Annotated in this window: 21 protein-coding genes; 12 read left to right on the top strand and 9 right to left on the bottom strand. The window is 67.3% G+C overall.

Going from position 1 to position 23859, the window contains the following annotated elements; all coding sequences use genetic code 11:
* Positions 1–84: 84 nt before the first annotated feature.
* Positions 85–318, bottom strand: a complete 234-nt coding sequence (locus tag F3J14_RS05255) for a hypothetical protein (protein ID WP_011659947.1) — start codon at positions 316–318, stop codon at positions 85–87.
* 279 nt (positions 319–597) lie between these two features.
* On the opposite strand from F3J14_RS05255, the gene F3J14_RS05250 reads away from it, so the two are divergent.
* The 3 genes from F3J14_RS05250 (at position 598) to fnr (ending at position 3018) form a co-directional block, all read left to right on the top strand.
* Positions 598–1008 carry a DUF3005 domain-containing protein gene (locus tag F3J14_RS05250; RefSeq protein ID WP_166722098.1) on the top strand — a complete coding sequence of 137 codons (411 nt, stop codon included), beginning with the start codon at positions 598–600 and terminating at the stop codon, positions 1006–1008.
* Between the two features lie 625 nt (positions 1009–1633).
* Positions 1634–2101, top strand: a complete 468-nt coding sequence (locus tag F3J14_RS05245; protein ID WP_166722097.1) for a universal stress protein — start codon at positions 1634–1636, stop codon at positions 2099–2101.
* Positions 2102–2271: 170 nt separating this feature from the next.
* Entirely contained in the window at positions 2272–3018 is a 747-nt protein-coding gene (gene fnr, locus F3J14_RS05240) for a fumarate/nitrate reduction transcriptional regulator Fnr (protein WP_166722096.1), read from the top strand.
* Between the two features lie 59 nt (positions 3019–3077).
* Here the strand turns inward: fnr and F3J14_RS05235 are convergent, their stop codons facing one another.
* A complete protein-coding gene (locus F3J14_RS05235) occupies positions 3078–3971 on the bottom strand; it encodes a LysR family transcriptional regulator ArgP (RefSeq protein WP_166722095.1) in 894 nt (297 codons plus the stop codon).
* 106 nt (positions 3972–4077) lie between these two features.
* On the opposite strand from F3J14_RS05235, the gene F3J14_RS05230 reads away from it, so the two are divergent.
* Together F3J14_RS05230 and F3J14_RS05225 are read left to right on the top strand one after the other, a co-directional pair.
* A complete protein-coding gene (locus tag F3J14_RS05230; protein WP_011659942.1) occupies positions 4078–4698 on the top strand; it encodes a LysE/ArgO family amino acid transporter in 621 nt (206 codons plus the stop codon).
* 372 nt (positions 4699–5070) lie between these two features.
* Positions 5071–6018 (top strand): aldo/keto reductase, encoded by a 948-nt coding sequence (locus F3J14_RS05225; RefSeq protein ID WP_166722094.1) that lies wholly within the window; start codon positions 5071–5073, stop codon positions 6016–6018.
* Positions 6019–6208: 190 nt separating this feature from the next.
* Here the strand turns inward: F3J14_RS05225 and F3J14_RS05220 are convergent, their stop codons facing one another.
* Positions 6209–7174 (bottom strand): helix-turn-helix domain-containing protein, encoded by a 966-nt coding sequence (locus tag F3J14_RS05220; RefSeq protein ID WP_166722093.1) that lies wholly within the window; start codon positions 7172–7174, stop codon positions 6209–6211.
* A gap of 182 nt (positions 7175–7356) precedes the next feature.
* Between F3J14_RS05220 and F3J14_RS05215 the strand changes: the two genes are divergently transcribed.
* The 5 genes from F3J14_RS05215 to F3J14_RS05195 all read left to right on the top strand — a co-directional run bounded on the left by F3J14_RS05215 (position 7357) and on the right by F3J14_RS05195 (position 12245).
* Positions 7357–7890 carry a 2,4'-dihydroxyacetophenone dioxygenase family protein gene (locus F3J14_RS05215; RefSeq protein WP_166722092.1) on the top strand — a complete coding sequence of 178 codons (534 nt, stop codon included), beginning with the start codon at positions 7357–7359 and terminating at the stop codon, positions 7888–7890.
* 18 nt (positions 7891–7908) lie between these two features.
* The gene (locus tag F3J14_RS05210; protein ID WP_166722091.1) at positions 7909–9210 is read left to right on the top strand and encodes an MFS transporter; all 1302 of its coding nucleotides are present in this window, start codon (positions 7909–7911) and stop codon (positions 9208–9210) included.
* A 1-nt stretch (position 9211) separates the two neighbouring features.
* Positions 9212–10333, top strand: coding sequence for a 2,3-butanediol dehydrogenase (locus tag F3J14_RS05205; RefSeq protein ID WP_166722090.1), 1122 nt, complete (start codon positions 9212–9214; stop codon positions 10331–10333).
* Positions 10311–11033: an SDR family NAD(P)-dependent oxidoreductase gene (locus tag F3J14_RS05200; RefSeq protein WP_166722089.1), complete on the top strand. Its 723-nt coding sequence runs from the start codon at positions 10311–10313 to the stop codon at positions 11031–11033. The genes F3J14_RS05205 and F3J14_RS05200 overlap by 23 nt, the downstream gene beginning before the upstream one ends.
* 120 nt (positions 11034–11153) lie before the next feature.
* Entirely contained in the window at positions 11154–12245 is a 1092-nt protein-coding gene (locus F3J14_RS05195; protein ID WP_166722088.1) for a porin, read from the top strand.
* Positions 12246–12314: 69 nt separating this feature from the next.
* Here the strand turns inward: F3J14_RS05195 and F3J14_RS05190 are convergent, their stop codons facing one another.
* Together F3J14_RS05190 and F3J14_RS05185 are read right to left on the bottom strand one after the other, a co-directional pair.
* Complete coding sequence (locus F3J14_RS05190; RefSeq protein WP_166722087.1) at positions 12315–13802, bottom strand: NAD-dependent phenylacetaldehyde dehydrogenase; 1488 nt, start codon at positions 13800–13802, stop codon at positions 12315–12317.
* 41 nt (positions 13803–13843) lie between these two features.
* Entirely contained in the window at positions 13844–15442 is a 1599-nt protein-coding gene (locus F3J14_RS05185) for a GMC family oxidoreductase N-terminal domain-containing protein (protein WP_166722086.1), read from the bottom strand.
* A 425-nt stretch (positions 15443–15867) separates the two neighbouring features.
* Here F3J14_RS05185 and F3J14_RS05180 point away from each other — a divergent pair, with 425 nt between their 5' ends.
* Both F3J14_RS05180 and F3J14_RS05175 read left to right on the top strand, forming a co-directional pair.
* Positions 15868–16818 (top strand): helix-turn-helix domain-containing protein, encoded by a 951-nt coding sequence (locus F3J14_RS05180; RefSeq protein WP_166722085.1) that lies wholly within the window; start codon positions 15868–15870, stop codon positions 16816–16818.
* 538 nt (positions 16819–17356) lie between these two features.
* Positions 17357–17932: an AidA/PixA family protein gene (locus tag F3J14_RS05175; RefSeq protein ID WP_166722084.1), complete on the top strand. Its 576-nt coding sequence runs from the start codon at positions 17357–17359 to the stop codon at positions 17930–17932.
* Between the two features lie 120 nt (positions 17933–18052).
* Here F3J14_RS05175 and F3J14_RS05170 read toward each other — a convergent pair whose 3' ends face one another.
* From F3J14_RS05170 to F3J14_RS05155, 4 genes are all read right to left on the bottom strand, one after another.
* On the bottom strand, positions 18053–20287 hold the full coding sequence (locus F3J14_RS05170; protein ID WP_166722083.1) for a TOMM precursor leader peptide-binding protein: 2235 nt from the start codon (positions 20285–20287) through the stop codon (positions 18053–18055).
* Between the two features lie 91 nt (positions 20288–20378).
* A complete protein-coding gene (locus F3J14_RS05165) occupies positions 20379–20741 on the bottom strand; it encodes a BMA_0021/BMA_0022 family TOMM bacteriocin (protein ID WP_166722082.1) in 363 nt (120 codons plus the stop codon).
* 16 nt (positions 20742–20757) lie between these two features.
* Positions 20758–21102 (bottom strand): BMA_0021/BMA_0022 family TOMM bacteriocin, encoded by a 345-nt coding sequence (locus tag F3J14_RS05160; protein ID WP_006749244.1) that lies wholly within the window; start codon positions 21100–21102, stop codon positions 20758–20760.
* A 33-nt stretch (positions 21103–21135) separates the two neighbouring features.
* On the bottom strand, positions 21136–23859 hold a 2724-nt coding region (locus F3J14_RS05155; protein WP_166722081.1), incomplete at its 5' end, for a TOMM system kinase/cyclase fusion protein.

Below are 23859 nucleotides of genomic sequence, written 5' to 3'. Positions count from 1 at the left end.
TCCGCAAGATTACCGCGTTTTCGTCCGGCAGCGGCACGCCGGAGGGATCGGCCGGACGGCCAACGTCGGCGCCGCGTGACGGCGTCAGATCGTGATGCTGCTCGCGTCGATCCAGCGCACGGCCCAGTCGCGCGCGTGCGCGATTGCGTCGCCTTCGTCGTTGAACTGGAGCTCGGTCGGGAAAAAACGGTTGGCGACGAGCTCCCCGTCGCTCGATCGGGAGATCACGACGTAGGGCTTGAACGACCCGTCACTGGCGCGCGCGGGCGCGCAATTCAACAGATAACCGCGGTGCGTGAAAGCAGTAGTCGCTTGCATGAATCCACCACCTCTAGTCCCTTGCTTTGTTGTTCACTACCCGTCTCTAAGGGTGCTGCGACGTCCCCGTGCGGGCAGAGGCGGCGAGACCGCATCCCCTGTCGCCGCTTCGCAGGAAAAGAATCATACTCTGTAGAAAACGGCGGTTCTAGCTGAAATAAATCATGACAAATCAGCGCGCGCCGGGCGATCGCGGCGATCGCCCGCGCGCCGTCTTCCCGTCTTGCCCGGAACGGGACTTGCTTCGATCCGGAGCGCTTCGCCGCCAGGAGAGCCGCGATGGAAACGTCAGCTCAAGGGCACGCCGTGCACCCGCGCAGCATCGAACTCGACAACGATGACACGCACGACAGCACCGTCGACACCGACGGCAAGAATCGCGAGGCCGCCCGTCTCGCGAGCGGCCTCGCGTTCTCGCCCGACCAGATCACGCGCAGCAACGCGTCGCTCGTCAACGCGATGCCGGAGGGCGCCGACGGGTTCGCCGGCTTCGACAGCCGGCCCGGCGGCAATCATCCGGCGTTCGCGCTGCGTGCCGGCTACATGGTGATCGAGAAGGGGTTCGACGCGCCGTCGCACCCAGCCGACGAGCCGTACGGCCCGATTCATCGGATGTACGGCAGCACGTACTGGCCCGGCCACGGACGCCGGCCGGAACGGGTGATCGAAATCACGACGGTGCCGGAGTAGCGCGCGCGGCGTTTGAATCGGTCGTCCGAGTGCGGGGTCGAAGCGGGGCCGGCGGCCAACGCGCGCCGGTTGTCCGGTCGGTATGTCGACCGCGCGATCTTTCGGATCGGCGCTGGTATCGATATCAGCGCCGGATTTCGGCATTCTCGGTTTCGCGACGTCGGGCGTCGAAACCCGAGCGACGCCGATGCACGGGCGTTGATCGAAGTCACGCCGTCGCGGCCGCGGATGCGGTCCAATGGAGGGCGAGGTTAGCGGTTTGTCAGGTGGTCGTCGGCATGCGCCGACGACGCCGGTGTGCGGCCCGGACGCGCTCGCACGCCGCGCCGTCGCACGATGCCCGTGCAACCGCGACCGGTGACGAGCCGATATCCGCACGACGCTCGCGCGCTGTCATTGCGCGCGGCCAACCGTTGCGATCTGTCGCGTCCATCGCGAAACGCGGCATGCAGCGCGCGCATGGCCCGCGATCGCTGCGCGCCGCCGCGACGGCCGAAGCGCCGCGATCGCGACGACCGGCACGTCGCTGCAGAGTCCCTGCCGTTGGTTTACTCTGCCTCGCAGCAACGCACCACCCGCTCGGCCGTTCGGCCGACTTTCGTCCAACCCGCCACTCGGAGACACTATGTACAAGCGCATTCTGGTTGCCATCGACGGCAGCGACACGTCCCGCCACGCGTTCGACGCCGCCCTCGTGCTCGCGAAGGAGCACGGTGCCGAACTGCAACCGTTCTACGTCGTCGAGAACGCCGCGATCTACTACAACGTGCCGGGCTATGACCCGTCCGTGCTGCGCGACCAGCTCGTCGCGCAAGGCAATGCGCTCGCGGCGGATTTCACGAAGCTGATGCAGGCGGCCGGTGTGAAGGGCGCGACGGTGATGAGCGAAGCGTCGTCGATCAACGACGTGTCGACGCTGATCCTCGATGGGGCGAAAGCGTTCGGCGCCGATCTCCTGGTGCTCGGCACGCACGGCCGCCGCGGGTTCCGTCGCCTCGTGCTCGGCAGCATCGCCGAACAGTGCGTGCGGCATGCAACGCTGCCCGTGCTGCTGATCCCGGCCGCCGCGCATACCGACGATCAGGAGGGCTGAGCGTCGGCGGCGTGCGCGGCGTGCGCAGCGCACACGTGCAACGGCATGCGTGCCTGCATGCCGCTGCGATGCCTGCGGCATGCGCGCGCGGTCGCGACGTTTTGTCACCCGACAGCGGCAAGTTGCGGTGGGACAATGATTTCGTCGATTCAACGCCGGAGTAAACGATCATGCTGACGCCCGTCGCCACACGCCCCGCGGCCCCGTTCCATGCAGCCAGCCGGGCTCCCCGCCAGGCCCCGCACTGCTCGTCGTGCGCCATGCGGCACCTGTGCATGCCGCAGGGCCTCGCACCCGAAGCGCTCAGCCGCCTCGAGTCGGTCATCTGCGCGGCGCGGCCGGTCAAGCGCGGCGAAGCGCTGTTCCGCGAAGGCGACACGTTCGACAACCTGTACGCCGTGCGCTCGGGTTCGCTGAAAACCGTCGCCACGCGCCACGACGGCCGTGAACAGGTCACCGGCCTGCACCTCGCGGGCGAAGCGCTCGGCCTCGACGGCATCTGCGACGATACCCACCCGCGCACCGCGGTCGCGCTGGAAGACAGCTCGGTCTGCGTGATTCCGTACAGCGCGCTCAAGTCGCTGTGCTCGGAGGCCGGCACGATGCAACTGCGCATGCACAAGCTGATGAGCGAGCAGATCGTGCGCGAAACGTCGCAAACCATGCTGCTCGGTTCGCTGAACGCAGAAGAGCGCGTCGCCGCGTTCCTGCTCGACGTGTCGTCACGCTACCTGAAGCGCGGCTATTCGCCGTCGGAATTCAACCTTCGGATGACGCGCGAAGACATCGGCAGCTATCTCGGCATGACTCTCGAAACGGTCAGCCGCACGCTGTCGAAGTTCCAGAAGCGCGGCCTGATCGAAATGCAGGGCCGCCTCGTGCAAATCGTCGATTTCGACGGCCTCCATCAAGTCTGACCCCGCGCGGCGCGCGACCTGCGCGCCGCCGCCCGCCCCTCCCGCCTCTCCCGCTTCGATCAGTCGAGAAACAGCGCGGCACGCGCCTTGAGCGCCGCGCTGAAGTCGTCGAGCCAGCCGATCGACAGGCGCCAGCTCTGCCAGTACAGCTCGATATCGACGGTCCGCCCGCGCGACATGTCGACCAGTTCGCCCGCCTGCAGTTGGCGATCGACCATCCGGTCCGGGCACATTCCCCATCCCAGCCCCGTTTCGCATGCGCGCAGGTAGCCCGCGACGTGCGGGATCCAGTGTTGCGGCGGATCGAGATCCGCACGCGTCACGCGCCGGATGAAGCGTGCCTGCAGGCCATCCTTCGGATTGAACATCACGCACGGCGCGCGGCGCAGCGCATCGCGCGTGATGCCCGCGCCGAAATAGCGGTCATAAAACGCCGGCGAACACACCGCGCGATAGCGGATACGCCCGAGCCGCGTCGACCGGCATCCCTGGATCGGCTCGGCCTGCGCGGTCACCGCGCCCTGCACGCTGCCGTCGCGAATGCGCGCGGCCGTGTAGTCCTGGTCGTCGATCACGAGGTCGAGCAAGGTCTCGCGCTCGGTACAGAACGGCCCGACCGCATCGATGAACCAGGTCGCGACACTGTCGTCGTTGACGGCCACGCGCAACGTCGGCCACGCGCTCGCGATCTGGCCCGGCAATGCGGGCATCCGGCCGCCCAGTTCGGCCTCGAGCAACTGCACGCGCTCCGTATGCCGGCACAGCAGCGCGCCAGACGTCGTCGCGACGCACGGCTGCCCGCGCTTGACGAGCACGCTGCCGACGCGCTCCTCCAGCAGCTTCACGCGCTGCGATACCGCCGACGGCGTGACGTTCAGCTCCTTGGCCGCCCGTTCGAACGAACCGTGCCGGATCACCGCGGCAAGGGCGTCGAGCAACGCATAGTCGAGCATTAGATTTCCTTAATCAGCATTAGGTGAATTAGCTTCTCTTATGTTGCGGCTGACCGCAGACTAGCGCTAACCGATTCCCCCGTCTACCGCCTCACCTTTCCCCATCATGAACTGGATCGCTTTTTCCCACGGCGCCGCCCTGTGCGGGTCGCTCATCGTCACCATCGGCGCGCAGAACGCCTTCGTGCTCCGGCAAGGCATCATGCGCTCGCATGTCGGCAAGATCGTGCTGCTGTGCGCGCTGTCCGACATGATCCTGATCGGCGCGGGCGTCGGCGGCGCGTCGGTGCTCGTCGAACGCTATCCGACCTTCGTCCATGTGGTGCTGTACGTCGGCCTCGCGTATCTCGCATGGTTCGGCTTCAACGCGCTGCGCCGGGCATTCAAGCCGGGACACGAAACGCTCGACGTCCGCGGCGACGCCGTCGCGCCGCCGCCGCAGAGCACGGTCGCGATCGTGCTGATGACGCTCGCGTTCACATGGCTCAACCCGCACGTGTATCTCGATACGTTCCTGCTGATCGGCACGGCCGGTGCGCGCGAGCCGGAAGGCGCGCGCCTCGCGTTCGCGATCGGCGCGATGGCGGTCAGCGTCGTGTGGTTCCTCGGGCTGGGATACGGGGCGCGACTGCTCGCGCCGTGGTTCCGCAAGGCCGTTGCATGGCGCGTGCTGGATGGCGCGATCGGCAGCATGGTGCTGTTTCTCGCGGCCGTGCAGTTGCGGTAACGCTTGATGCTGACGGATCGCGGGCGGCCACTAGCCGCCCGTGTTTCGTTCCGCTCCGATGCTGCGTCACAGTACGCCGGTTTCCACCCGCCTCTCGACCGTCCGCCGCCGCGCCCAGCCACGGCAAAATTCGGTTCCCGATCGAACGCAACCACACGAATCGTGCACATAGCGGACGATTCGCCCGTCATCCGCCGCAAGTCCTCCGTCACCGCGGCCACGCGATCGCTGCACGATTCCGGTCGATCGGCGAGAATATTCGAGCACCCCGCGACAACGGCGAAAGCGCGTCGCCCCTCCGCCATCCCATCGCATTCAACTCGGCCGATCCCGCGGTTCAATCCCGTCACCCCGCAGCATCAGGAGAGCAACATGGCACTACGCACCCTCGGCACGTCGGACATCCAGGTTTCCCCGCTCGCCTTCGGCGGCAACGTCTTCGGCTGGACCGTCGACGAAAACGCATCGTTTGCGCTGCTCGACGCGCTCGCCGACACCGGCATCAACTTCATCGATACGGCCGACGTCTATTCGGCCTGGGCGCCCGGCAACAGCGGCGGCGAATCCGAAACGATCATCGGCCAGTGGCTCAAGCGTTCCGGCAAGCGCGACCAGGTCGTGATCGCGACCAAGGTCGGCCTGCTCGAGGCGCGCGCGGGCCTGACGAAGGACAACATCCTGAAGGCCGCCGACGATTCGTTGCGCCGCCTGCAGACCGACTACATCGACCTGTATTTCTCGCACCGGGATCTCGCCGACACGGCCCCGCTCGAGGAAACGCTCGCCGCCTACCAGACGCTGATCGACGCGGGCAAGGTACGCATCATCGGCGCGTCGAACTACAGCGGCGCGCGCCTGCGCGAAGCCGCCGACATCAGCAAGCGCGCCGGCCTGCCGGCTTACCAGGTGATCCAGCCGGAATACAACCTGATCGACCGCGCCGAATACGAGCGCGATCTCGAACCGGTCGTGCGCGACCTGAAGCTCGGCGTCGTCAACTACTACGCACTCGCGAGCGGCTTCCTGTCGGGCAAGTACCGCAGCGAGGCCGACCTGAAGAAGAGCGTGCGCGGCGATCGCGTCGCCGGCTATCTCGATGCGCGCGGCCTGCGCATTCTCGCGGCGCTCGACGACGTGTCGGCGAAGCACGGCACGCAACCAGCCGCGATCGCGCTCGCGTGGCAGATCGCCCGGCCGACGATCACCGCGCCGATCGCGAGTGCGACGTCGCTGTCGCAGCTCGCGCTGCTCGGCGAAGCGATCCGCGTGAAGCTCGATGACGAAGATATCCGCAAGATCGACAAGGCCAGCGCGGTCTGAGGGCGTTCGCGGCCGGGCGGCGGCTTGGATCGCGGGGTTCGCGGTTCAACGGATCGATGGATTGCGGATCCGCGATGCGTTGGCGAGCATGATCGCGAATTGATGCGGCGTGCCCACGCCGCGACGAAAACACAATAAAAACGAAAACGGCGCGTGAACCACGCGCCGCTTCAACACCGGTTCCGCTGTTTCAACAGGCGCTGCGCAGCGCCATCGGCGACGCACCGTAGCGTTCGCGAATCGCGCGGCTGAAGTGCGCCTGGCTCGAGAATCCCCAGCGAAACGCGATCTCGCCGATGCTCGTCTTGCGCAGGCGCGCATCGACCAGTTCGCGATGCGCATGCGACAGCCGCTCGGACCAGATGTGCTGCGTGATCGAGTTGCCTTCGGCGGCAAAGAGCCGGCTCAGGTGCCGCAACGACAGCCCGACCGCATCGGCGACCGCCTGCGGCCCAAGCTCCGGGTCGCCGAGATGTGTCGCGATGTATTGCTTCGCAGTCAGCAGGTACGACAGCGACGCGCGCGATGCGCCCGCGCCGTTCACTTCCGCGTCGATGAGCTCCGCGACCAGCGTGCGCGTATGTTCGACGAAGCGCGCGGCGTCCTCTTCGACCGGATCCCTCATGAACCGCTCGACGCTCGCGCGCAGCGTCGCGCCGAGCATCGCGCCCGCGCCCGGTTTCGGCGCGATCCGCAGCGGCAGCGCCGCCAGCTCCGCGTCGAAGCGGTCGTCGAACGTGGTGATCGGAATGTCGACCAGCAGCTGCCGCATCGGCGTCAGGAATCCGAACAGGTAGGGCACGCGCGTGTCGTACACGACGACATCGCCGGCTTCCGCGAGCAGGCAGCGGTCGCGCTGGATGAAATACGCACGACCGCTCAGGATCTGGCACGCGAACAGCGACTCCTTCGGCAGTTGACGCACCAGCGCGGGGCTACGCTCGATCACGTGATCGCGGCCGCTGATGTCGGCGACGCCGAGCCCCGGCAGCGCGAGATCGGTTTTCTCGACCTCGAGCCCCGCCAGCGACAGCGACGAGCAGCGCAGGCCGACCAGCGTCGCGGCGTTGAACGCATCCCAGTACGCCATCCGGTCGCGCACCGGCACGTCGGCCGTCGAGCCTCGCGTGCATGAAAGAACGGTCGAATTCGTCACGTCGCCTCCTGGAATCGCCTGTCGTGCGGAGCGGCACGGATTGGGGGATGGTGCGTATGGGTATTGATGCAGTGCGGTGCGATGTCCGGCCCGATCAAGCAATTCGTCCAGCCCAGTCAAGAGCGCCGCGCACCGGCTGGCTAAAGTCGACCCCACGATACCCAACGACAAGGAGACACACCGTGGTCGACAAAGCCGTATCCGAATTCTGGCAAAACATCGCGCCGATTGCCAATCCGTTCAAGCCCGATGCGCTGCCGGAAGCTTACATCCCGAACGCGGCCACCGACGACGAGCGCTATTACGTTCCGTTCACCGAAACGGTTTCATCGCGGCCGCTGTGGATCTCGCCGTCGCAGAACAAATGGTGCGACATCCTGATGGCGAAGGAGGCGGGGCTCGTGAACCGCCACTATCATCCGCACGAAGTGTTCGCTTACACGCTGTCGGGCAAGTGGGGATATCTGGAGCACGAATGGACCGCGACGCGCGGCGATTTCGTGTATGAAACGCCCGGCGAAGGCCATACGCTCGTCGCGTTCGACCATCCGGAACCGATGCGCGCGTTCTTCATCGTCAAGGGCCCGCTGATCTGGCTCGATGACGAAGGCAACCCCGACGGCTACTTCGACGTGCATTCGTACATCGCGATGTGCAAGGCCCATTACGAGCAGGTCGGCCTCGGCGCACAAGCGATCGAGAAGCTGTTTCGCTGACGCGCGACGAGGCCGCTCATGACATCCCACCCCTCCTCCAGACCGGCATGGACGTATGAGAACAGGCTGCTGCTGATCCTGTTCATGACGTTCGGCTTCGTGTTCTTCGACCGCCTCGCGCTGTCGTTCCTGTTCCCGTTCATGTCGGCCGAGCTGCATCTGTCGAATACGCAACTCGGCATGGTGTCGTCCGCGCTCGCGCTCACGTGGGCGCTGTCGGGTGCCGCGACCGGCGCTTGGTCCGATGCGCGCGGCACGCGCAAGCCGCTGCTGATCGCCGCGGTGCTCGGCTTCTCCGTGTGCTCGGCGCTGTCGGGGCTCGTCGGCGGCTTCGCGAGCCTGATCGCGTTTCGCGCGCTGATGGGCATCGCCGAAGGGCCCGTGCTACCGCTGTCGCAATCGCTGATGGTCGAGAGCTCGACGCCGAGCCGCCGCGGACTGAACATGGGTCTGCTGCAGGGCTCGGCCGCCGGCCTGCTCGGCGCGATGATCGGCCCGCCCGTCGTGATCGGCATCGCGACCGCCTACGGCTGGCGCGAGGCGTTCTACGTCTCGTGCATTCCGGGCTTCCTGATCGCGTTCTGCATCTGGCGCTGGGTGCGTGAAGTGCCGCCCGGCGGCGTACGGCACGCACAGGCCGTCGGCGCCGGCGCGCCGGCCGCGAGCGGCGCGGCGATCAACCGCTGGACGCTGCTGAAGGAACGCAACATCCTGCTCTGCGTGCTGATCAGTTGCTTCTTCCTCACGTGGTTCGTCGTGATCATCTCGTTCGCGCCGGTCTTCCTCGTGGAAAGCCGTCATCTGTCGCCGGCCGACATGGGCGTCGTGATGACCTGCCTCGGCGCCGCGTGGGTGTTCTGGGGCTTCGCGGTGCCTGCGATCTCCGACCGCATCGGCCGCAAGCCGACGATGATCGCGTTCGCGCTGATCGCGGCCGTATGCCCGGTCGTGATGATCCATGTCGGCTCGGTCTGGGCGCTCGGCGCACTCGTGTTCGTCACGTACACGGGCCTCGGCTGCTTCACGCTGTTCATGGCGACGATCCCGGCCGAAACCGTGCCGCCCCGCGCGATCGCCAGCGCGCTCGGCCTGATCATGGGCGCGGGCGAGCTGATCGGCGGCTTCGTCGCGCCGACCGTCGCGGGCTTCGCGGCCGACAGGTACGGCCTGCAGTTCGCGATGTGGACGTCGGCCGCCGGCGCGATTCTCGCGTGCGTGCTGTCGTTCGGCCTCGTCGAAACCGCGCCCGCCGTGCTGCGCAAACGCGCGCTCACCGACGCCACCGCCCGTCTCGATACCCAGAACCTCGGAGGACGCTGACATGCGTGCACTTCAATGGCACGGCCCGCGCGACCTCCGCGTGGTCGATCTCGACACGCCGCGCGCCGGGCCCGGCGAGGTCCGCATCGCGGTCGCGTATTGCGGCATCTGCGGCAGCGACCTGCACGAATATGCAGACGGCCCGCACGCGATTCCCGTCGACACGCCGCATCCGCTGTCCGGCCGCACCGCCCCGCTGACGCTCGGTCACGAGTTCTGCGGCACCGTCGTCGAAGTCGGCGCGGGCGTGACGACGCTGACCCCGGGCGACCGCGTCGCGGTCGAGCCCGAGTATCACTGCCACCAGTGCGCGTACTGCCGCTCGGGCTCGTACAACCTGTGCGTATCGATGGGCTTCGCCGGCCTGATGGGCGATGGCGGGATGGCCGACTTCGCGGTCGTGCCGGCCTACATGCTGCATCGACTCCCCGACGACGTCAGTCTCGAACAGGCCGCGGTGATGGAACCGGCGGCCGTCGCGTTGCATGCGCTGCGGCGCGGCGAGCTGCGGCTCGGCGACACCTGCGCGGTGTTCGGGCTCGGGCCGATCGGCCTGCTGCTGATCATGCTCGCGAAGCTGCAGGGCGCGACGACCATCGTCGCGGTCGACGTGTCGCCCGAGCGGCTCGCCGCGGCCGCGCGCTTCGGCGCGACGCACGCGTTCGACGCGCGCTCGCTCGACGCGCAGGTGCTGCGCGACGCGATCCGCGAAGCGGCGGGCGGGCTCGGCGTCGACGTGAGCTTCGAGGCGGCCGGCCTGCCGGCCACGTTCGAGGCCGCGATGCAGGGGCTGCGCAAGGGCGGCCGCCTCGTGATGGTCGGCCTGATGCCGCATGCGGGCTTCGATGCGTTCCGCGCGGTCAACGACGAGCTGACCTTCACGGCGAGCGTCGGCTACCGGCACGTGTATGAAGACCTGCTGCGGCTGATCGCGTCCGGCGCGCTCGATCTCACGTCGATCGTCACGCGCACGGTCGCGCTCGACGATGCCGTCGCCGACGGCTTCGACGCGCTGCTCGCCGATCGCGCGCAGATCAAGATCCTGGTTGCGCCGCCGCGCCGGCATGCGCGCCGTCTTCACACCGTCTGGAACATCGAGCATGAGCCGCCCTTGGTCGTTTGACGGCAAGACCGTCGTCGTGACGGGCGGCACATCGGGCATCGGCGCGCGCACCGCGTGGCGTTTCGCGGAAGCGGGCGCGTCGGTCGTCGCGCTCGGACTCGAGGCCGCCGGCCCGCATGCGCCGGTGCATCCCGGGATCCGCTGCGTGGAGCTCGACGTGACCGACAGCGAAGCGTTGACGCGCAGGATCCGCGCGCTGCCGCGCGTCGACGCGCTCGTCAACGGCGTGGGCATCAGCCGGCACGCCGACGAGTACAGGCTGGACCAGTTCGAGCTCGTGCTGAACGTGAACCTGACGTCGGTGATGCGAGCATCCGACGCCGCGCTGCCGGCGCTGTCGGCGAGCGGCGGGAGCATCGTCAATGTCGCGTCGATGTACACGTACTTCGGCAGCAAGGACCGCCCGGCCTACGGCGCGAGCAAGGGCGGCATCGCGCAGCTCACGCGCTCGCTCGCGCAGGCCTGGGCCGAGCGCGGCATCCGCGTGAATGCAGTGGCGCCCGGCTGGATCGACACGCCGCTCAGCAGCGCGCTGATGGCCGACACGCAGGCGTCGCGGCGGATTCTCGAGCGCACGCCGCTCGCGCGCTGGGGCACGGCCGACGAGGTCGCGGAAGTGATCCTGTTCCTGTGCTCGCCCGGCGCGTCCTTCGTCACCGGCGCGATCGTGCCGGTGGACGGCGGGTATTCGACGGTATAGCGGCCGGCGCACGCGGGCATCGGCGCATGCGCTGCGCGCCGATTCACTACCTTCATATCAATCAGTAGTCCCATCAAAAATATTCCGGAAAGACCGGAAACATGTGAGGAGCATCTGGAGATGACGAAAAAGACCCTGCTGGCCCTCGCGGCCTGCACGATCCCGGCCGCGGCCTTCGCGCAGAGCAGCGTGACGATGTTCGGGCTGCTGGATGCCGGCATCAGCTATGTCAGCAACGAAGGCGGCCACGGCAACGCGAAATTCGACGACAACATATTCTTCCCGAACCTGCTCGGCTTCGAGGGCAAGGAGGATCTCGGCGCCGGCACGCGCGCGATCTTCCGGCTCGTCAATCAATTCTCGCTCGCGAACGGCTCGATGATCGGCGGCGGGTTGTTCGCGCGCACGGCCTATGTCGGACTGCAGAACGACCGCTACGGCACGCTGACGCTCGGCAACCAGTACGAGTTCATGGTCGATTCGCTGGCCGCGAGCGGCAACGAGATCGCGCAGGATCTCGTCGGGCTGTACGGCTTTCGCAACGGGCCGTTCGACGCGCTCGCGCTGCCGAACAACCCGACCGGCGCATTCGACTGGGACCGCGTCGCGGGCAGCAATCGCGTCGCGAATTCGGGCAAGTACACGAGCGCGTCGATCTCGGGCCTGACCTTCGGCGCGCTGTACGGCTTCGGGAACGTCGCGGGGTCGGTCGGCGCGAACAACACGGTCAGCGTCGGTGCGAGCTACGACAACGGCCCGTTCGGCGCGGGCGCGGCCTATACGAACCAGAAGTACGGCGCGGCGGATGGGCGCCCGGCTACCACCGTGCGCAACTGGGGCGCGGGCGCGCACTACACGCTCGGCACGGTGACGGCGAAGGCGCTTTTCACGGCCGTGCACAACGCGTGGAATGGCGCGGGCGTGTGGTCGGCGGAGGCCGGCGCCGCCTGGCATCCGTCGCCGGTCTGGGTGATCGGCGCCAGCTACACGTACATGAAGGGCAACGACACGCTCGAGAACACGCATGCGCACCAGCTCCTGGCCGCCGTCCAGTACTGGCTGTCGAAACGCACGATGGTGTACGTCGCGGGCGTGCATCAGCGCGCGAGCCACGGCAGCCACGCGCAGATCAACGGCGTGATGGACGCGAACGGCGCGTCGAGCGGTGCGCTGCAGTCGGTCGCGCGGATCGGGTTCAGTACGCGGTTCTGAGCGGCAGCCGCTTGTGACTGAAACGCCCGCCCGGTCCTGCCCGGGCGGGGTTCGCGGGAGGTGGCTTCGTCAGAAGCGAATGGTCACCGCTTTCGGCTCGGTATAGGCGTCGATGAACGACGAACCATATTCGCGGCCGATGCCGGACCCCTTCGCGCCGCCGAACGGAACGGCCGGGTCGACCAGCGTATGCATGTTCACCCACACGGTGCCGGCTTCGATGCGCGACACGTAGCGCAGCGCCTTCGACAGATCGTTCGTCCACAGGCTCGCGGTCAGCCCGAACGGCGTGTCGTTCATCATCGCGATCAGCTCTTCCTCGTCGTCGAACGGCACGAACGCGCCGACCGGCCCGAAGATCTCCTTGCGGTACGAAGCCGATTCCAGCGAACGCGGCAGCACGATCGTCGGCTTCACGTAGAAGCCGTCGCGCGCGTACGCGCCGCCGCCGGTGACGATCGTGTCGCCTTCCGAGCGTGCAAGGTCGAACGCGTCGACGCACTTGCGGAACTGCGGTTCGTTGCAGACGGGGCCGATCATCCCGGCGTCGTCCATCGGATCGGCCGGCTGGAAGGTGTCCAGGCGCGCCTTCATCTTCTCGACCACCTCGTCGAACGTCGAACGATGCACGAAGAAGCGTTCGGCCGACGCGCACACCTGTCCGCTATGCAGGAACCCGGCCTCGACGATGCCGTCGAGAATCCTGTCGACCGGCGTATCGGCCAGGAACGCCGCCGCGTTCTTGCCGCCCAGCTCGAGCGTGAAGCGCGTGAAGTTCGCGTTGACGGCTTGCTCGCCGATGATGCGACCGGTCGGCACCGAACCCGTGAACGACACCTTCGCCACGCGCGGATCGCGGATCACCTTCGCGCCGACCTGGCCGGTGCCGTTGATCACGTTGAGCGTGCCGGCGGGCAAGCCGGCTTCGGTCGCCAGCTCGGCGATGCGCAGCATCGTGAGCGGCGTGAACTCCGACGACTTGATGAGCACCGTATTGCCCGTCGCGAGCGCCGCGCCGAATTTCCACACCGGGATCATCACCGGGAAATTCCACGGAATGATCCCGAACACGACGCCCAGCGGTTCGCGCAGCGTGAACGACGTGTAGCGCTCGCCGTTCATGCTGGGAAACGACGGGGCGAGCGTTTCGCCCGCGATCTTCGTGGCCCAGCCCGCGTAATAGCGCAGCCAGCGGGCAGACCAGCCGACCTCGATCACGCGCGACAGCCCGATCAGCTTGCCCGACTGCGCGGTTTCGATCTGCGCGATCTCTTCGCCATGGGCTTCGATCAGGTCCGCGAAGCGCAGCAGGATGCGCTCGCGATCGGCCGGCGTCAGGTTTGCCCACTCGCCGCGGAACGCGCGATGCGACGACGCGAGCGCGGCTTCGACGTCGTCGTCGGTCGCCTGCGCGACCGAGCCGATCACCGCGCGCGTCGCCGGATCGTGCACGTCGATCCGTTCGCCGCGGCCGGCCACCGCGCGGCCGTCGATGTAATGACCGTGTTCGCGCGCGAGAAACGCCCTGACTTCGTCCAGCATCCGAACCAGTGCCATCTGTATTCCTCCGGAAATCCAATTGAGTATGAAAGACCCGATCAGGCCGCGTGGGCGATCAGGTCCGACGCCTTTTCGGCGAGTGCGATGGTCGGCGCGTTCGTGTTGCCGCTCGGGATGCTCGGCATCGTCGAGCTGTCGGCCACGCGCAGCCCCGCGATACCGTGCACGCGCAGTTGCGGATCGACGACGGACGACGCCGCATCCGTGCCCATCCGACAGGTGCCGACCGGGTGATAGACCGTCTTCGCCGCGCCGCGCACCCAGTCCTCGATCCCCGCGTCGTCGTCGGGCGGGCAGTCCGGCGAGAAGATCTCGTCGACGTGCTCCGCGAGCGCCGGCTGGCGCAGGATCTTCAGCGCGAGCTTCGCCGCCCGGATCTGGCCGTCGACGTCGCGGCGGTCGGCCAGATAGCGGCCGTCGATGCGCGGCAGCTCCTGCGGGTTCGACGAGCGGATCGTCACGCGGCCGCGCGAATACGGTTGCAGATGGCCGGTCTTGATCGTGATGCCATGCGTGCGACCTGCCGTCACGCCAATCGGATCGTCGAACGAGTCGATCGTCGGCAGGAAGTGGAACTGGACGTCCGGCTGCCCCTGCCCGCAGGTATCGACGAACGCGAACCCTTCGAGCACCGGTGACGTCAGGATCCCCGAGCGGAACCACTTCCACTGGATGCCGTGCTTCAGCGCGCGCCATCCCTTGTCCTGGCCGTAGAGCGACACCGGCGTGCGGATCGTCGCATTGACCGACATGTGCATGTGATCGTGGAAGTTCTCGCCCACCGGCAGCACGTGCCTGACCTGCACGCCGGCGTCCTCGAGCACCTTTTGCGGCCCGATGCCGGACAACTGCAGGATCTTCGGCGAGCCGATCGCGCCGGCCGACACGATGATTTCGGCCCGGGCGCGCGCCGTCACGCGACGGTTGCCCTGCCGATACGTGACGCCGGTCGCGCGGCCGCCTTCGATTTCCACGCGCTCGACCAGCGCATCGACTTCGAGGCTGAGTTCCGGACGGTTGCGGATCGCGCTCAGGTAGGTCGCCGCCGTGGAGCCGCGCTCGCCGTTGAAGATCGTCGCCTGATAGAACCCGACGCCCTGCTGCCGCTCGCCGTTGTAGTCGACCAGGTAGTCGAGCCCCATCTGCTGGCCCGCCCGCACGAACGCCTGCGACAGCGGATGGCGATAGCGGATCTCGGTGACCTGCAAATGCCCGTTGTTGCCGTGATAGGGCGCCGTCAGCGATTCGTTGTTCTCGGCCTTCGCGAAGTAGCGCAGCATGTCGTCCGCGCCCCAGCCCTTGCAGCCGAATTCGGTCTCCCAGCGGTCGTAGTCGTTGCGGTGCCCGCGCACGTACAGCATTCCGTTGACCGAACTGGAGCCGCCGAGCACGCGCCCCTGCGGCACCGCGATCGAGCGGCCCTTCACGTCGTCCGACGGCTCGGCCGCATAGGGCCACGTGTAGCGCGGAATCGCCTTCGCCAGCCCGCCCGGCATGTGGATGAACAGATCCTTGTCGTGCCCGCCCGCTTCCAGCAGCAACACGGTGCCCAGGCCGCGCTCGACGAGATGGGTCGCGATCGTGCAGCCCGCCGAGCCGGCGCCAATGACGATGTAATCGAAAGTTCTATCGGACATCCTGGTATGCGCCCGCTGTCGTGCGCGCGACGTTCACCGGCGCGCGCTGCCGCCGCATGCGTCCGTCGCCCGGCCTGCGGCGGCGTCTCCTTGAAAATCGGTGGTTGTTTCTCATGGCGCGAGCCAGCCCGTGCGATTCGACGCGCCGACGGGCTGCGTGCAAGCAAGTGCCCGATTCGACAGGACAGCTTGCCGACCGCTTTCCGATTCTAGGGATGCGCCGTCGGCGCCGTTCGGCGATGCGTGCACACTTTTGGCTTCAGCGTGCAGATCGATGCCGTCGCGCGACGGCGACCCCGGAGAACGTGGAGAAACCACGATTGACGCCGCTGGGCCAGGCTGTCGACAATGGCGGTGTCTGAACGCGCGTCCCGATCGTTTGCATTAACCTTGGCGCGTTCCCCGGCCCTCTCCCTCTTCAGGCAATGGCACACGAACTCGTCGTCGACGCCAGCAACAGCAGCGCGAATCTGCGCGACCTGATCGCGGACAGCTTCCTGCCGCTGGTCTTTCACGACACCGGCTCGCAGTTCCGGATGTCGGTGCGGGTTGCGACGGTGGGCGGCCTGCGCATGGCGGAGGTCGACACCACCGCGATCCGCGTCGATCGCGACCGCTCACTCGCGTCGCGCGCGGACAGCGATTGCTACAAGATCCTCTTCCAGATCGCCGGACAAAGCCGCGTCACGCAGCGCAACGCGACGTCGATCGTCAATCCCGGCGAGTGGGTGATCTACGATGCGACGCAGCCGTACATGATCGAATCGACGAACGCGTCACGCTTCGTCGCCGCGCTGACGCCGCCGAGAAGCGGCACGATGTGGCGCTGGTTCGTCGAGCGTGCGGGCGTGCAGGTACGCCGAACCGTCGGCAATGCGCAGTTGGCCCTTCAATCGATCCACTACCTGATGGACGGGCAGGTGCCGAACGATCCGGAAAGCCTGTTCGGATTCGAGCAGTCGACGCTGATGCTGCTCGATTCGGTGATTCGACGCGAGGCGAGCGATTCGCTGACCGGCGCGGATGCGCGCAGCGCTGCCCTGCGCATGAACGCGGAAATCTACCTGTCGCATCACTACAGTGATCCCGACTTGTCGCCGGACAAGCTGGCGAGCGCGCTGAACGTGTCGCGGCGCACGTTATATAGCGCGCTGGCCGCATCCGAGCGGACACCGCAGAGCCTGATTCAGGAGTATCGGCTGCAGGCGAGCCGCCGCGCGCTGGAAGATCCGGCCGATACCAATCGCACGCTGCTGGAACTCGCGATCGCGTGCGGGTTTTCGGACATCACGCATTTCGGGCGGGCGTTCAAGGCACGGTTCGGGTGTAGTCCCGGGGTGTATCGGGATGCGTATCGGAGTGCTCCGAGCGAGTGATGTAATCCGCATGGTGCGAATCCGCTGATCGGTCGGGCGGATCGCAGCGTCCTGCTGCAAGGCTTTGCGCAGCCCCCACGAGCCCAATATTTTCGCGAATCCGGATCGCCCGACGATGAAGGCGCGGCGCCGGCTCGAGTCGTTGCTTTCGTCCCCCTCGACGACGACTACTGCCCCCCTGCTTCCCTCATGTCCTGCCGGCCTTCGAGCTTGTCTGCCCAGAAGCCGGCGAAACAGCTCAGCGTGTCGATCGACATCGGCAGATCCCGGGGCACGAAGCATCGACATATCCGGCCCACTGCAGGACGCGGGTTCCGGCGACGCCGGGACATCCGTGCACCGGATGCAGGATTCAAATGCACGCGTGCTGTAAGCGTGTGTAATCGATTCGCGGATCGATCCTTCGTACGCTGTCGATACTCTTCCGCGCGCCGCCTTCTCCGCAAGCGCCGCTTCGCAGGATGGGAGAGATGCAGATGCCACGGGCGTCGTCACTCAGCAGAGTGTTTTTCAACGAGAAAGCGTGAAAGGAACTGCCATGCCCAAAATCTTGGATACCTTCAAAATCGTCGATGTGCTGATCGCGTTCGATGTCGACGAGATCCTGAAGAGCAACAACAACTCGCTCAGCCAGCATCCGGACCAGCCGACGTCGCTCGGGAACAATCCCGATACCGTCTACATGATCACCACGCTGGCGAATGCGGCGTACGGCTACGGCCAGGGCACGACGCAGGGACAGAGCGAGGGCGAAGGAGGCAGCAATCTGCGGATCAAGGCCGAGGTCGCCGACGAGATCCGCTGGCGCACCGTGTCGCTGACCGGCACGGCCGAATACAAGTGCTTCTTGTATAACTTCGTTCCGAAGACCGCCAATCTGCTGGGCTACGTTTCGTACCTCACCGACAACAGCACGGAGCCCTATCCGGCGCCGGGCTGGCCCGAGAACAACAGCGTGAACGAGGAAGCACGCGCGGACTACTACGCGAAAGCGACCGTGGTCCGCCCCGGCAACAACGAAACGTATTCGTTCGTCGCCGCCATTTACGATCGGCACGCGCAACTGAAGGGCTACGTCACCTGGGATGCGTACCTCACCATCAGCAACCAGTGATGCCGAACAGGCACCTCGACATGGCCGGGGCATGATCCGCACGCGGTGCCCGGCGGCACCGGGCGTGCCGAATCGGTCCGCCCGGCGCGTTCCGCCGCCGCTGACGCGCCCGCGGTCATGTCACAGAAACAGCAGCGCCGGATTCAGCTCCATCTCATCGCAAGGCTGCGCACGCCAACCCCGTTCGACCGGCACCGAATACAACCGTCGCGCGCCGAACCGCGGCCAGAAATGACACAGCCCCGGCGCGATGACCTGCACCACGGACAAGCCGATGTCGGGCCGCGTCTTGTCGACGACGAGCACGTCCATGCCGGCCGCCGCGATGCGCCCCGTGCAATGCGCGAGCGCTGCCGGTAACGACGCGGCCTCGACCGGTTGCCACGTCGAACGCGTCGTCGCACGCGCGCCCGCCGCCGGATACAAAAATTCGGTGGCCGGGAGCTTGTCGCGGTCCCACGGAGGCGGCGCATCCGCGGCGACATCGAGCAACTGGTTGACTTCGGTCAGTGCCCGCTGCACCGCGATCCGGCCGTCCGGATGACAGCCGAAGCCGATCGAGAAGCGCCCGTCTTGCGGATTTTCCGCGAGCGCGGCCACGGCCGGCACCGCGAGATCGGTGGTGATGTCGAGCGCCCACAAACGCCACCCGAGCGTCGCGTATTCGTGCACGAGCGCATCAAAATACGAATCATCGAAACTCGCGAGATCGATGCCGGGGCGTGCAAGCCGGTTGTACCACCAGATCGCGACCGCATCGCGCTCGATCAATTCGAGCATGCCTTGCAGAATCGCCTCGTCGATGCTCGAACCCGCCGCGCAGCCGTTTGGGTTGTGCACGCACGCGGCCGGCGCCTGCGCACTGTCCGGCGTTTCCGCATAGCAGTAGCTCAGCGGCACGAGGCGGCGCCTGCCGCTCACCAGTGACCATGCAGGCGTCCAGTCGATCACGTCGCGCGACGTGAAGCGCGGAGGCACCTGCTTGCGGACATCGCGGGTCAATGCATTGATCGCGTCGCGCGCATCGAATTGCCGTTCGCTGAACTGCTGAAGATCGTTCACGTGGATGGGCTCGGCGTCGCAAACCGGATCGGCGAGCAGGCTTTCCATGCTGCCGGTCAACCTCGCCTCGTCGCCCTGATACACGCTGCTGAATCGTTCGAGCGCTTCGCATAGCGCGCTCACGCGTGCTTGCTCGTCGGTGCGGCCTTTGCCGGAGCAGATCCTGTCGAACCGGTTGCTGCCCGGTACGGCGGCCGGGCACACGAGAAAGCCCGACGCATAGACTTTGCGCAGGCCCGCGTGCCGCTTCGGCATCGGGTGCAGATAGGCGATCGCGCCACTGACCGGCGAGATCAGATGGGCATAACGCTCGAACACCTGTTGCGGATCGGCGGTCCGGTAGCCGCCGTCGGTGCGCGTCAACGGCGCATGATCGGCGAGACGCGGCGCACGCGCCGCCTGTGAGCGCATCCACGCGGGATCGCCGCAGCACGGGCATTGTGGACGCTTGAGCACGCGATGCCGTTCAGCGGCCAACGTATCGATGCGCTGCGCCACGATATGCGTTTGCGAACGTTCCGCTATCGTGCGGTTGACCACGATCTGCTCGACCGCCGCCGCAACGAGCGCCGCGGCGGCAGCGGCGCCGGCACGCGACGCGGCCGGCGGCAGACGCGTTGCCGCGCTGCCGTGATGGCGCGCACGCAGCGCCTCGACCGGCCGGTTGATGCGAATCCAGTAGCGCACGCATTCGACGCATGGCGCATCGGCCTGCGCGCCGCCGCCCAGCAACGGCCCGATCAGCGTCTGCACGCCACCGGCCGCCACAAGGAGCAATGCCCCGCCGCGCGCCGCCACGCGCTCGGCGCACGCGGCGAGATCGTCGCGGTCGTGCGTATCGGCGATCGCGACGGTCAGTTCGGCCTCCGGTACGACATCGATGCCGGCCGTGTCGAGCGCGCGCCTGAGCGCCGCATCGTCGGCGCCGAACGCCTCGACCGCGACGCGCAGTTGAACGGCGCGCGCGCAGGCCGCGTCACCGTCGAGACCGGTGCGCTCGAAGAAGCCGCGAGCGGCATCGTCGTAGTGCGGCGAGTCGGCGCGCACATACCCACGACGCACCAGGTGATCGAGCCGCGCGAGCACGTCCCATTCTCCAAACGTGCCGGCAAGCGATGTCACGATCTCGGCGATCGTCATCCGCGCCCGCAAGCAGGCGGCGATCCGCACGAAGATCGCACCGGACAGCATCGTGCGCTTGAACTCGTCGACGACGAACAGGGTTTCGGGCCCCGCATCGAGCACGAGCAAATGCGGCTTGAAGCGCAACACGCGCGAAAGGTCATCAAGCATCGTCGGATTCCGTGCGGAGGATCAACAAACATCGCGCGACCCGGGCAACCGCCCCGGGTCGCGCGATGGGGTGCGGCTCGGCCGCACCAGGTCAGCAGCAGGTGAACAGGTAGCTCGGCCCGGCGTCGCAGTAGGCCGCGAGCGCGACGGCCTCCTCGTCCAGGTTCGTCGGTTGCTCCGGTATGCCGACCGTCATCACGTTGCGCGGCAGGTTCCAGCTCCCGCCGCCTTTCCCGTCGCTCGTCCAGCCATGATCACCGTGCGTCTTCTCGATCTCGATGTCGAGGATCCACGGACACTGGTAACCGAAGTATTTAGCGAGCGTATCCAGCGGCTGGTCCAGCAGTTCGTGCTTGAATGCCGGGTCCCGCCATGAAAGCGCGATCGCACGCAGATAGACCTTCTGAAACTCCAGCATCGATTCGAGCGTCGGATTAGCGTTGTCCTTTGCCATGTCGGTTTCCCCGAGGTCATTCCATGATGGTGATGTGGTTCGCGTTGTACGCGGCCAGCGCCTGCGCGAATTGCGCCTCGTCCGCCGGCGCGGGCGGCAGATACAGGGTGAGCTTGTTTTTGTGGCCGGCCGTCCAGTCGCCGTTGACGGTCGGCGTCCACGCCGACGATTTGATCTGCACCTTCAGGTCGAGCTTGAACGGAAAGTGATAGTCGAAATGCTCGCGCAATGCATGGACCGGATCGTTCTCGAGTTCGTCGAGAAATGCCGGCGAATGCCATGCGAGGGCGATTGCCCGGATGACGGTCGCGCGGTATTCGAGAAACTGCTCGTACGTCGGTAATCGAAGATCCTTGCTCATCGGTCTGTTCTCCTGAATGACGAATGGAACTGCTTACGGCAACGACTGCAACGTCGCTTCGGCGAGCCTGGCGATCCGGCCCATGCCCGCCGTCGTTGCAATTTCGACTGCGCGCCGGCACGCGTCCAGCGCGGCCACGCCGCCGCAGCGCGGATCGGCCCGGCGCAGGTACTCGCACTCCTTCAGCAACAGCTGGGCTTCGTAATACCGTTCCCCGGTCGACTCGCACCATGCGAGGCATTGCCGGATCTGCGCGAGCGCGGCGTCGTAGTCGCCGCGCCCGGCATCCAGCTCGGCAAGCAGCGACGCATAGTAGGTCAGCCCGAGCAGGCCGCCCGACTGCCGCTGCGCATCGAGATGCGCGACGACGCCCGCGCGATCCGCTTGCGTCCACGCATGGATGATCGCGGCGTAGTGCCCGACCGCGCGCAGCCGGTGCGCCTCCGACAGCCGAAGCAGCGCTGCCGACAACGATCGCGCCGCGTCGCGATCGCCCGCGAGCTGGTACGTGCGTGCGAGGTACAGCATCGTGACGCCGAGCGTCGGCAGATGGTCGAGGCAGGTCGCGCAATACACGGCTTCGCGCGCCATCGCGAGCGAGGCCTGCGGGTTGTCGTCCATGCACCAGCGCACGCTCGCGAGCGATGCCATCGTCCATGCGCGCGTATCGAGCCCCAGGATGCGTCGGTGGCCCGCGTCGCGCCGCACGTCATAGCCGGCCAGCACCGCGTCGAACGCGGCGCGGGCGCGCGCATAGTGGCCGTCGACCCACAGGCTCATGCCGCGCATCGCGTCCGCCGCGACCTGAACGCCGGCATCGCCGCGCTCGGTCGCGAGCGCGTCGAGCCGCAGGCCGATCCCGCGCACGGTGGGACGATCGCCTGCGACGTGGTAGTAGGTCGACAGTGTCCATAACGCGCTGATCTCGAGTTCCGGATCGTCGAGCGTCTGCATTTGCCGCAGCAACTGCTCCGCATGCTCGCGTACCTGCGGATCCGCCCAGCCGAAGCGCGCCATCGTCGCGTGCGTCAACGTGGCGCGGATACGCGCACTGTCATGCTCGCGCTGCGCGTAGTCGGCCGTGCCGAGCCACTCGAACACGGTCTGCCCGTAGCGGATCGCGTCGTCGTACCGGGAACGTTCGAGCGCGCGGCGCGCCGCGTCGATGCCGTGGGCGATCGCCTCCGCGCAAGCGCCTGCGCGCGCGAAGTGCCCGGCGACGCCGAACGCATGCGCACCGGCGCCGCGATCGGCTTGCGCGACCAGCGCACGGCCGACGCGCGCGTGATTGCCGCGCCGCACGGCCGGCGGCATCGATTCATACGCGGCATCGCGAATCAGCGCATGGCGGAACGAATAGAACACGCGATCGCGCCGATGCTGCGCATACACGATCCGCTCTTCGAGCAGCAGCCGCAGATGCGCGTCGAGCGTGGCCCGGTTGTGCGGTGATGCGTCGGCGAGCAGTTGCGCATCCACCTCGAGCCCGATGGTCGCGGCGAGCTGCGCGGTGTCGCGCGCGCCGTCGATCCGGTCGAATGCAAGACCGAGCATGCCGCCGAGACTGAGCGGAAGCGGATAAGGGTCCGTTGCCCCCGGCCCCGCGGGCGAGCCGTCCGCGCCGCTCATCGTCAACTCGCGCGCGACGGCCTCGATAAACAGCGGGATACCCGCCGTGCGATCGGCAAGCTGGTCGAGCCACGCCGGATCGAACGCGCCCTGGCCCAGATGCGCCGACAGCAGGCGCTGCGCATCGTCGCGCGGCAGGCGGCGCAGCACTACGCGGTCGGTCGCGCCGCGCCAGCGAGCGAGCTTGTCGGGGCGCGACGTAAGCACGATGCACAGGGCCGCCGCGCGCGGCGAGCGCTGCAGATACGCGAGAAAGTCCTCGGTCGAGCGATCGAGCCATTGAACGTCCTCGATCACGAGCAAGACCGGCGCGCCATTGCCGAGCGACACGATCAGTTGCTCGAGGACATCGAACAACGCGTGCTGCTCGCGCACGCTCGACCACAGGAGCCCCTTCGCATCGCAGGGCAGCCCCAGCCAGGTCGCGAGCGCGACACGGGCGGCCGCATGATCGCAATCGAGCGGCGCGATCATCGCGTCGATCGCCGCGAGCGCGATGCCGGGCGGGCTATCGGCATCGATATGCCAATGCGCGCCGATGAACCGCAGGACCGGAAACAGCGCGTGGTTCTCCCGCTCGGGCAGGCACCCGCAATGCGCGAAGGCGTGGCCCCGGGCCCGGACGGCCTCGCACAGCGCGTGCACGAGCCGCGACTTGCCGAGCCCCGCGTCGCCGACGACGAGCCGCGGCACACCGTGCGGCGCCGGCTCGCCGCGCATCGCGCGACGAAGGCGCCCTTGCGTTTCCCGCCACGCGCGCAGCAGCACGTCGAGCTCGCGCGCGCGGCCGACCATGGGCGCACGCAGGCCGGCGTCGAGCGAATCGAACGGCGTATCGGCGTGCCGCTCGCCGAGCAACTCGTGAACCGGCTGCGGCACGAGGCCCGCCCGCGCCAGCCGCAACGCGGTCGGCCGGAAATCGGCATGCCGTTCGAGCGCGAGCCGCGCATCGTCGCTGATCAGAATCTGTCCGGGCCCGGCCAGCCGCAGCAGCCGCGACGCCGCGGCGGGCGTCGAGCCGCCCGACATGTGCGACGCATGCGCGAGCGCCTGCCCGACGTGAATCGCGGCCGCCACTTCAACCCGCCAGCAGTCTCCTGCCCCGGCAACGCGGCCGCCGGCCGCCGA

It is taken from the genome of Burkholderia sp. Tr-862 (genome assembly GCF_011753085.1).
In the GTDB taxonomy this organism is placed as follows: Bacteria; Pseudomonadota; Gammaproteobacteria; order Burkholderiales; family Burkholderiaceae; genus Burkholderia; species Burkholderia ambifaria.
Note: the sequence above shows the minus strand (reverse complement) of the source record. Positions and strands in the feature narration are given on the sequence as shown.

Coding starts and splice junctions, on each gene's coding strand:
- F3J14_RS05255 (WP_011659947.1), bottom strand. CDS start 318: ATGCAAGCGACTACTGCTTTCACGCACCGCGGTTATCTGTTGAATTGC.
- F3J14_RS05250 (WP_166722098.1), top strand. CDS start 598: ATGGAAACGTCAGCTCAAGGGCACGCCGTGCACCCGCGCAGCATCGAA.
- F3J14_RS05245 (WP_166722097.1), top strand. CDS start 1,634: ATGTACAAGCGCATTCTGGTTGCCATCGACGGCAGCGACACGTCCCGC.
- fnr (WP_166722096.1), top strand. CDS start 2,272: ATGCTGACGCCCGTCGCCACACGCCCCGCGGCCCCGTTCCATGCAGCC.
- F3J14_RS05235 (WP_166722095.1), bottom strand. CDS start 3,971: ATGCTCGACTATGCGTTGCTCGACGCCCTTGCCGCGGTGATCCGGCAC.
- F3J14_RS05230 (WP_011659942.1), top strand. CDS start 4,078: ATGAACTGGATCGCTTTTTCCCACGGCGCCGCCCTGTGCGGGTCGCTC.
- F3J14_RS05225 (WP_166722094.1), top strand. CDS start 5,071: ATGGCACTACGCACCCTCGGCACGTCGGACATCCAGGTTTCCCCGCTC.
- F3J14_RS05210 (WP_166722091.1), top strand. CDS start 7,909: ATGACATCCCACCCCTCCTCCAGACCGGCATGGACGTATGAGAACAGG.
- F3J14_RS05205 (WP_166722090.1), top strand. CDS start 9,212: ATGCGTGCACTTCAATGGCACGGCCCGCGCGACCTCCGCGTGGTCGAT.
- F3J14_RS05200 (WP_166722089.1), top strand. CDS start 10,311: ATGAGCCGCCCTTGGTCGTTTGACGGCAAGACCGTCGTCGTGACGGGC.
- F3J14_RS05195 (WP_166722088.1), top strand. CDS start 11,154: ATGACGAAAAAGACCCTGCTGGCCCTCGCGGCCTGCACGATCCCGGCC.
- F3J14_RS05190 (WP_166722087.1), bottom strand. CDS start 13,802: ATGGCACTGGTTCGGATGCTGGACGAAGTCAGGGCGTTTCTCGCGCGC.
- F3J14_RS05185 (WP_166722086.1), bottom strand. CDS start 15,442: ATGTCCGATAGAACTTTCGATTACATCGTCATTGGCGCCGGCTCGGCG.
- F3J14_RS05180 (WP_166722085.1), top strand. CDS start 15,868: ATGGCACACGAACTCGTCGTCGACGCCAGCAACAGCAGCGCGAATCTG.
- F3J14_RS05175 (WP_166722084.1), top strand. CDS start 17,357: ATGCCCAAAATCTTGGATACCTTCAAAATCGTCGATGTGCTGATCGCG.
- F3J14_RS05170 (WP_166722083.1), bottom strand. CDS start 20,287: ATGCTTGATGACCTTTCGCGCGTGTTGCGCTTCAAGCCGCATTTGCTC.
- F3J14_RS05165 (WP_166722082.1), bottom strand. CDS start 20,741: ATGGCAAAGGACAACGCTAATCCGACGCTCGAATCGATGCTGGAGTTT.
- F3J14_RS05160 (WP_006749244.1), bottom strand. CDS start 21,102: ATGAGCAAGGATCTTCGATTACCGACGTACGAGCAGTTTCTCGAATAC.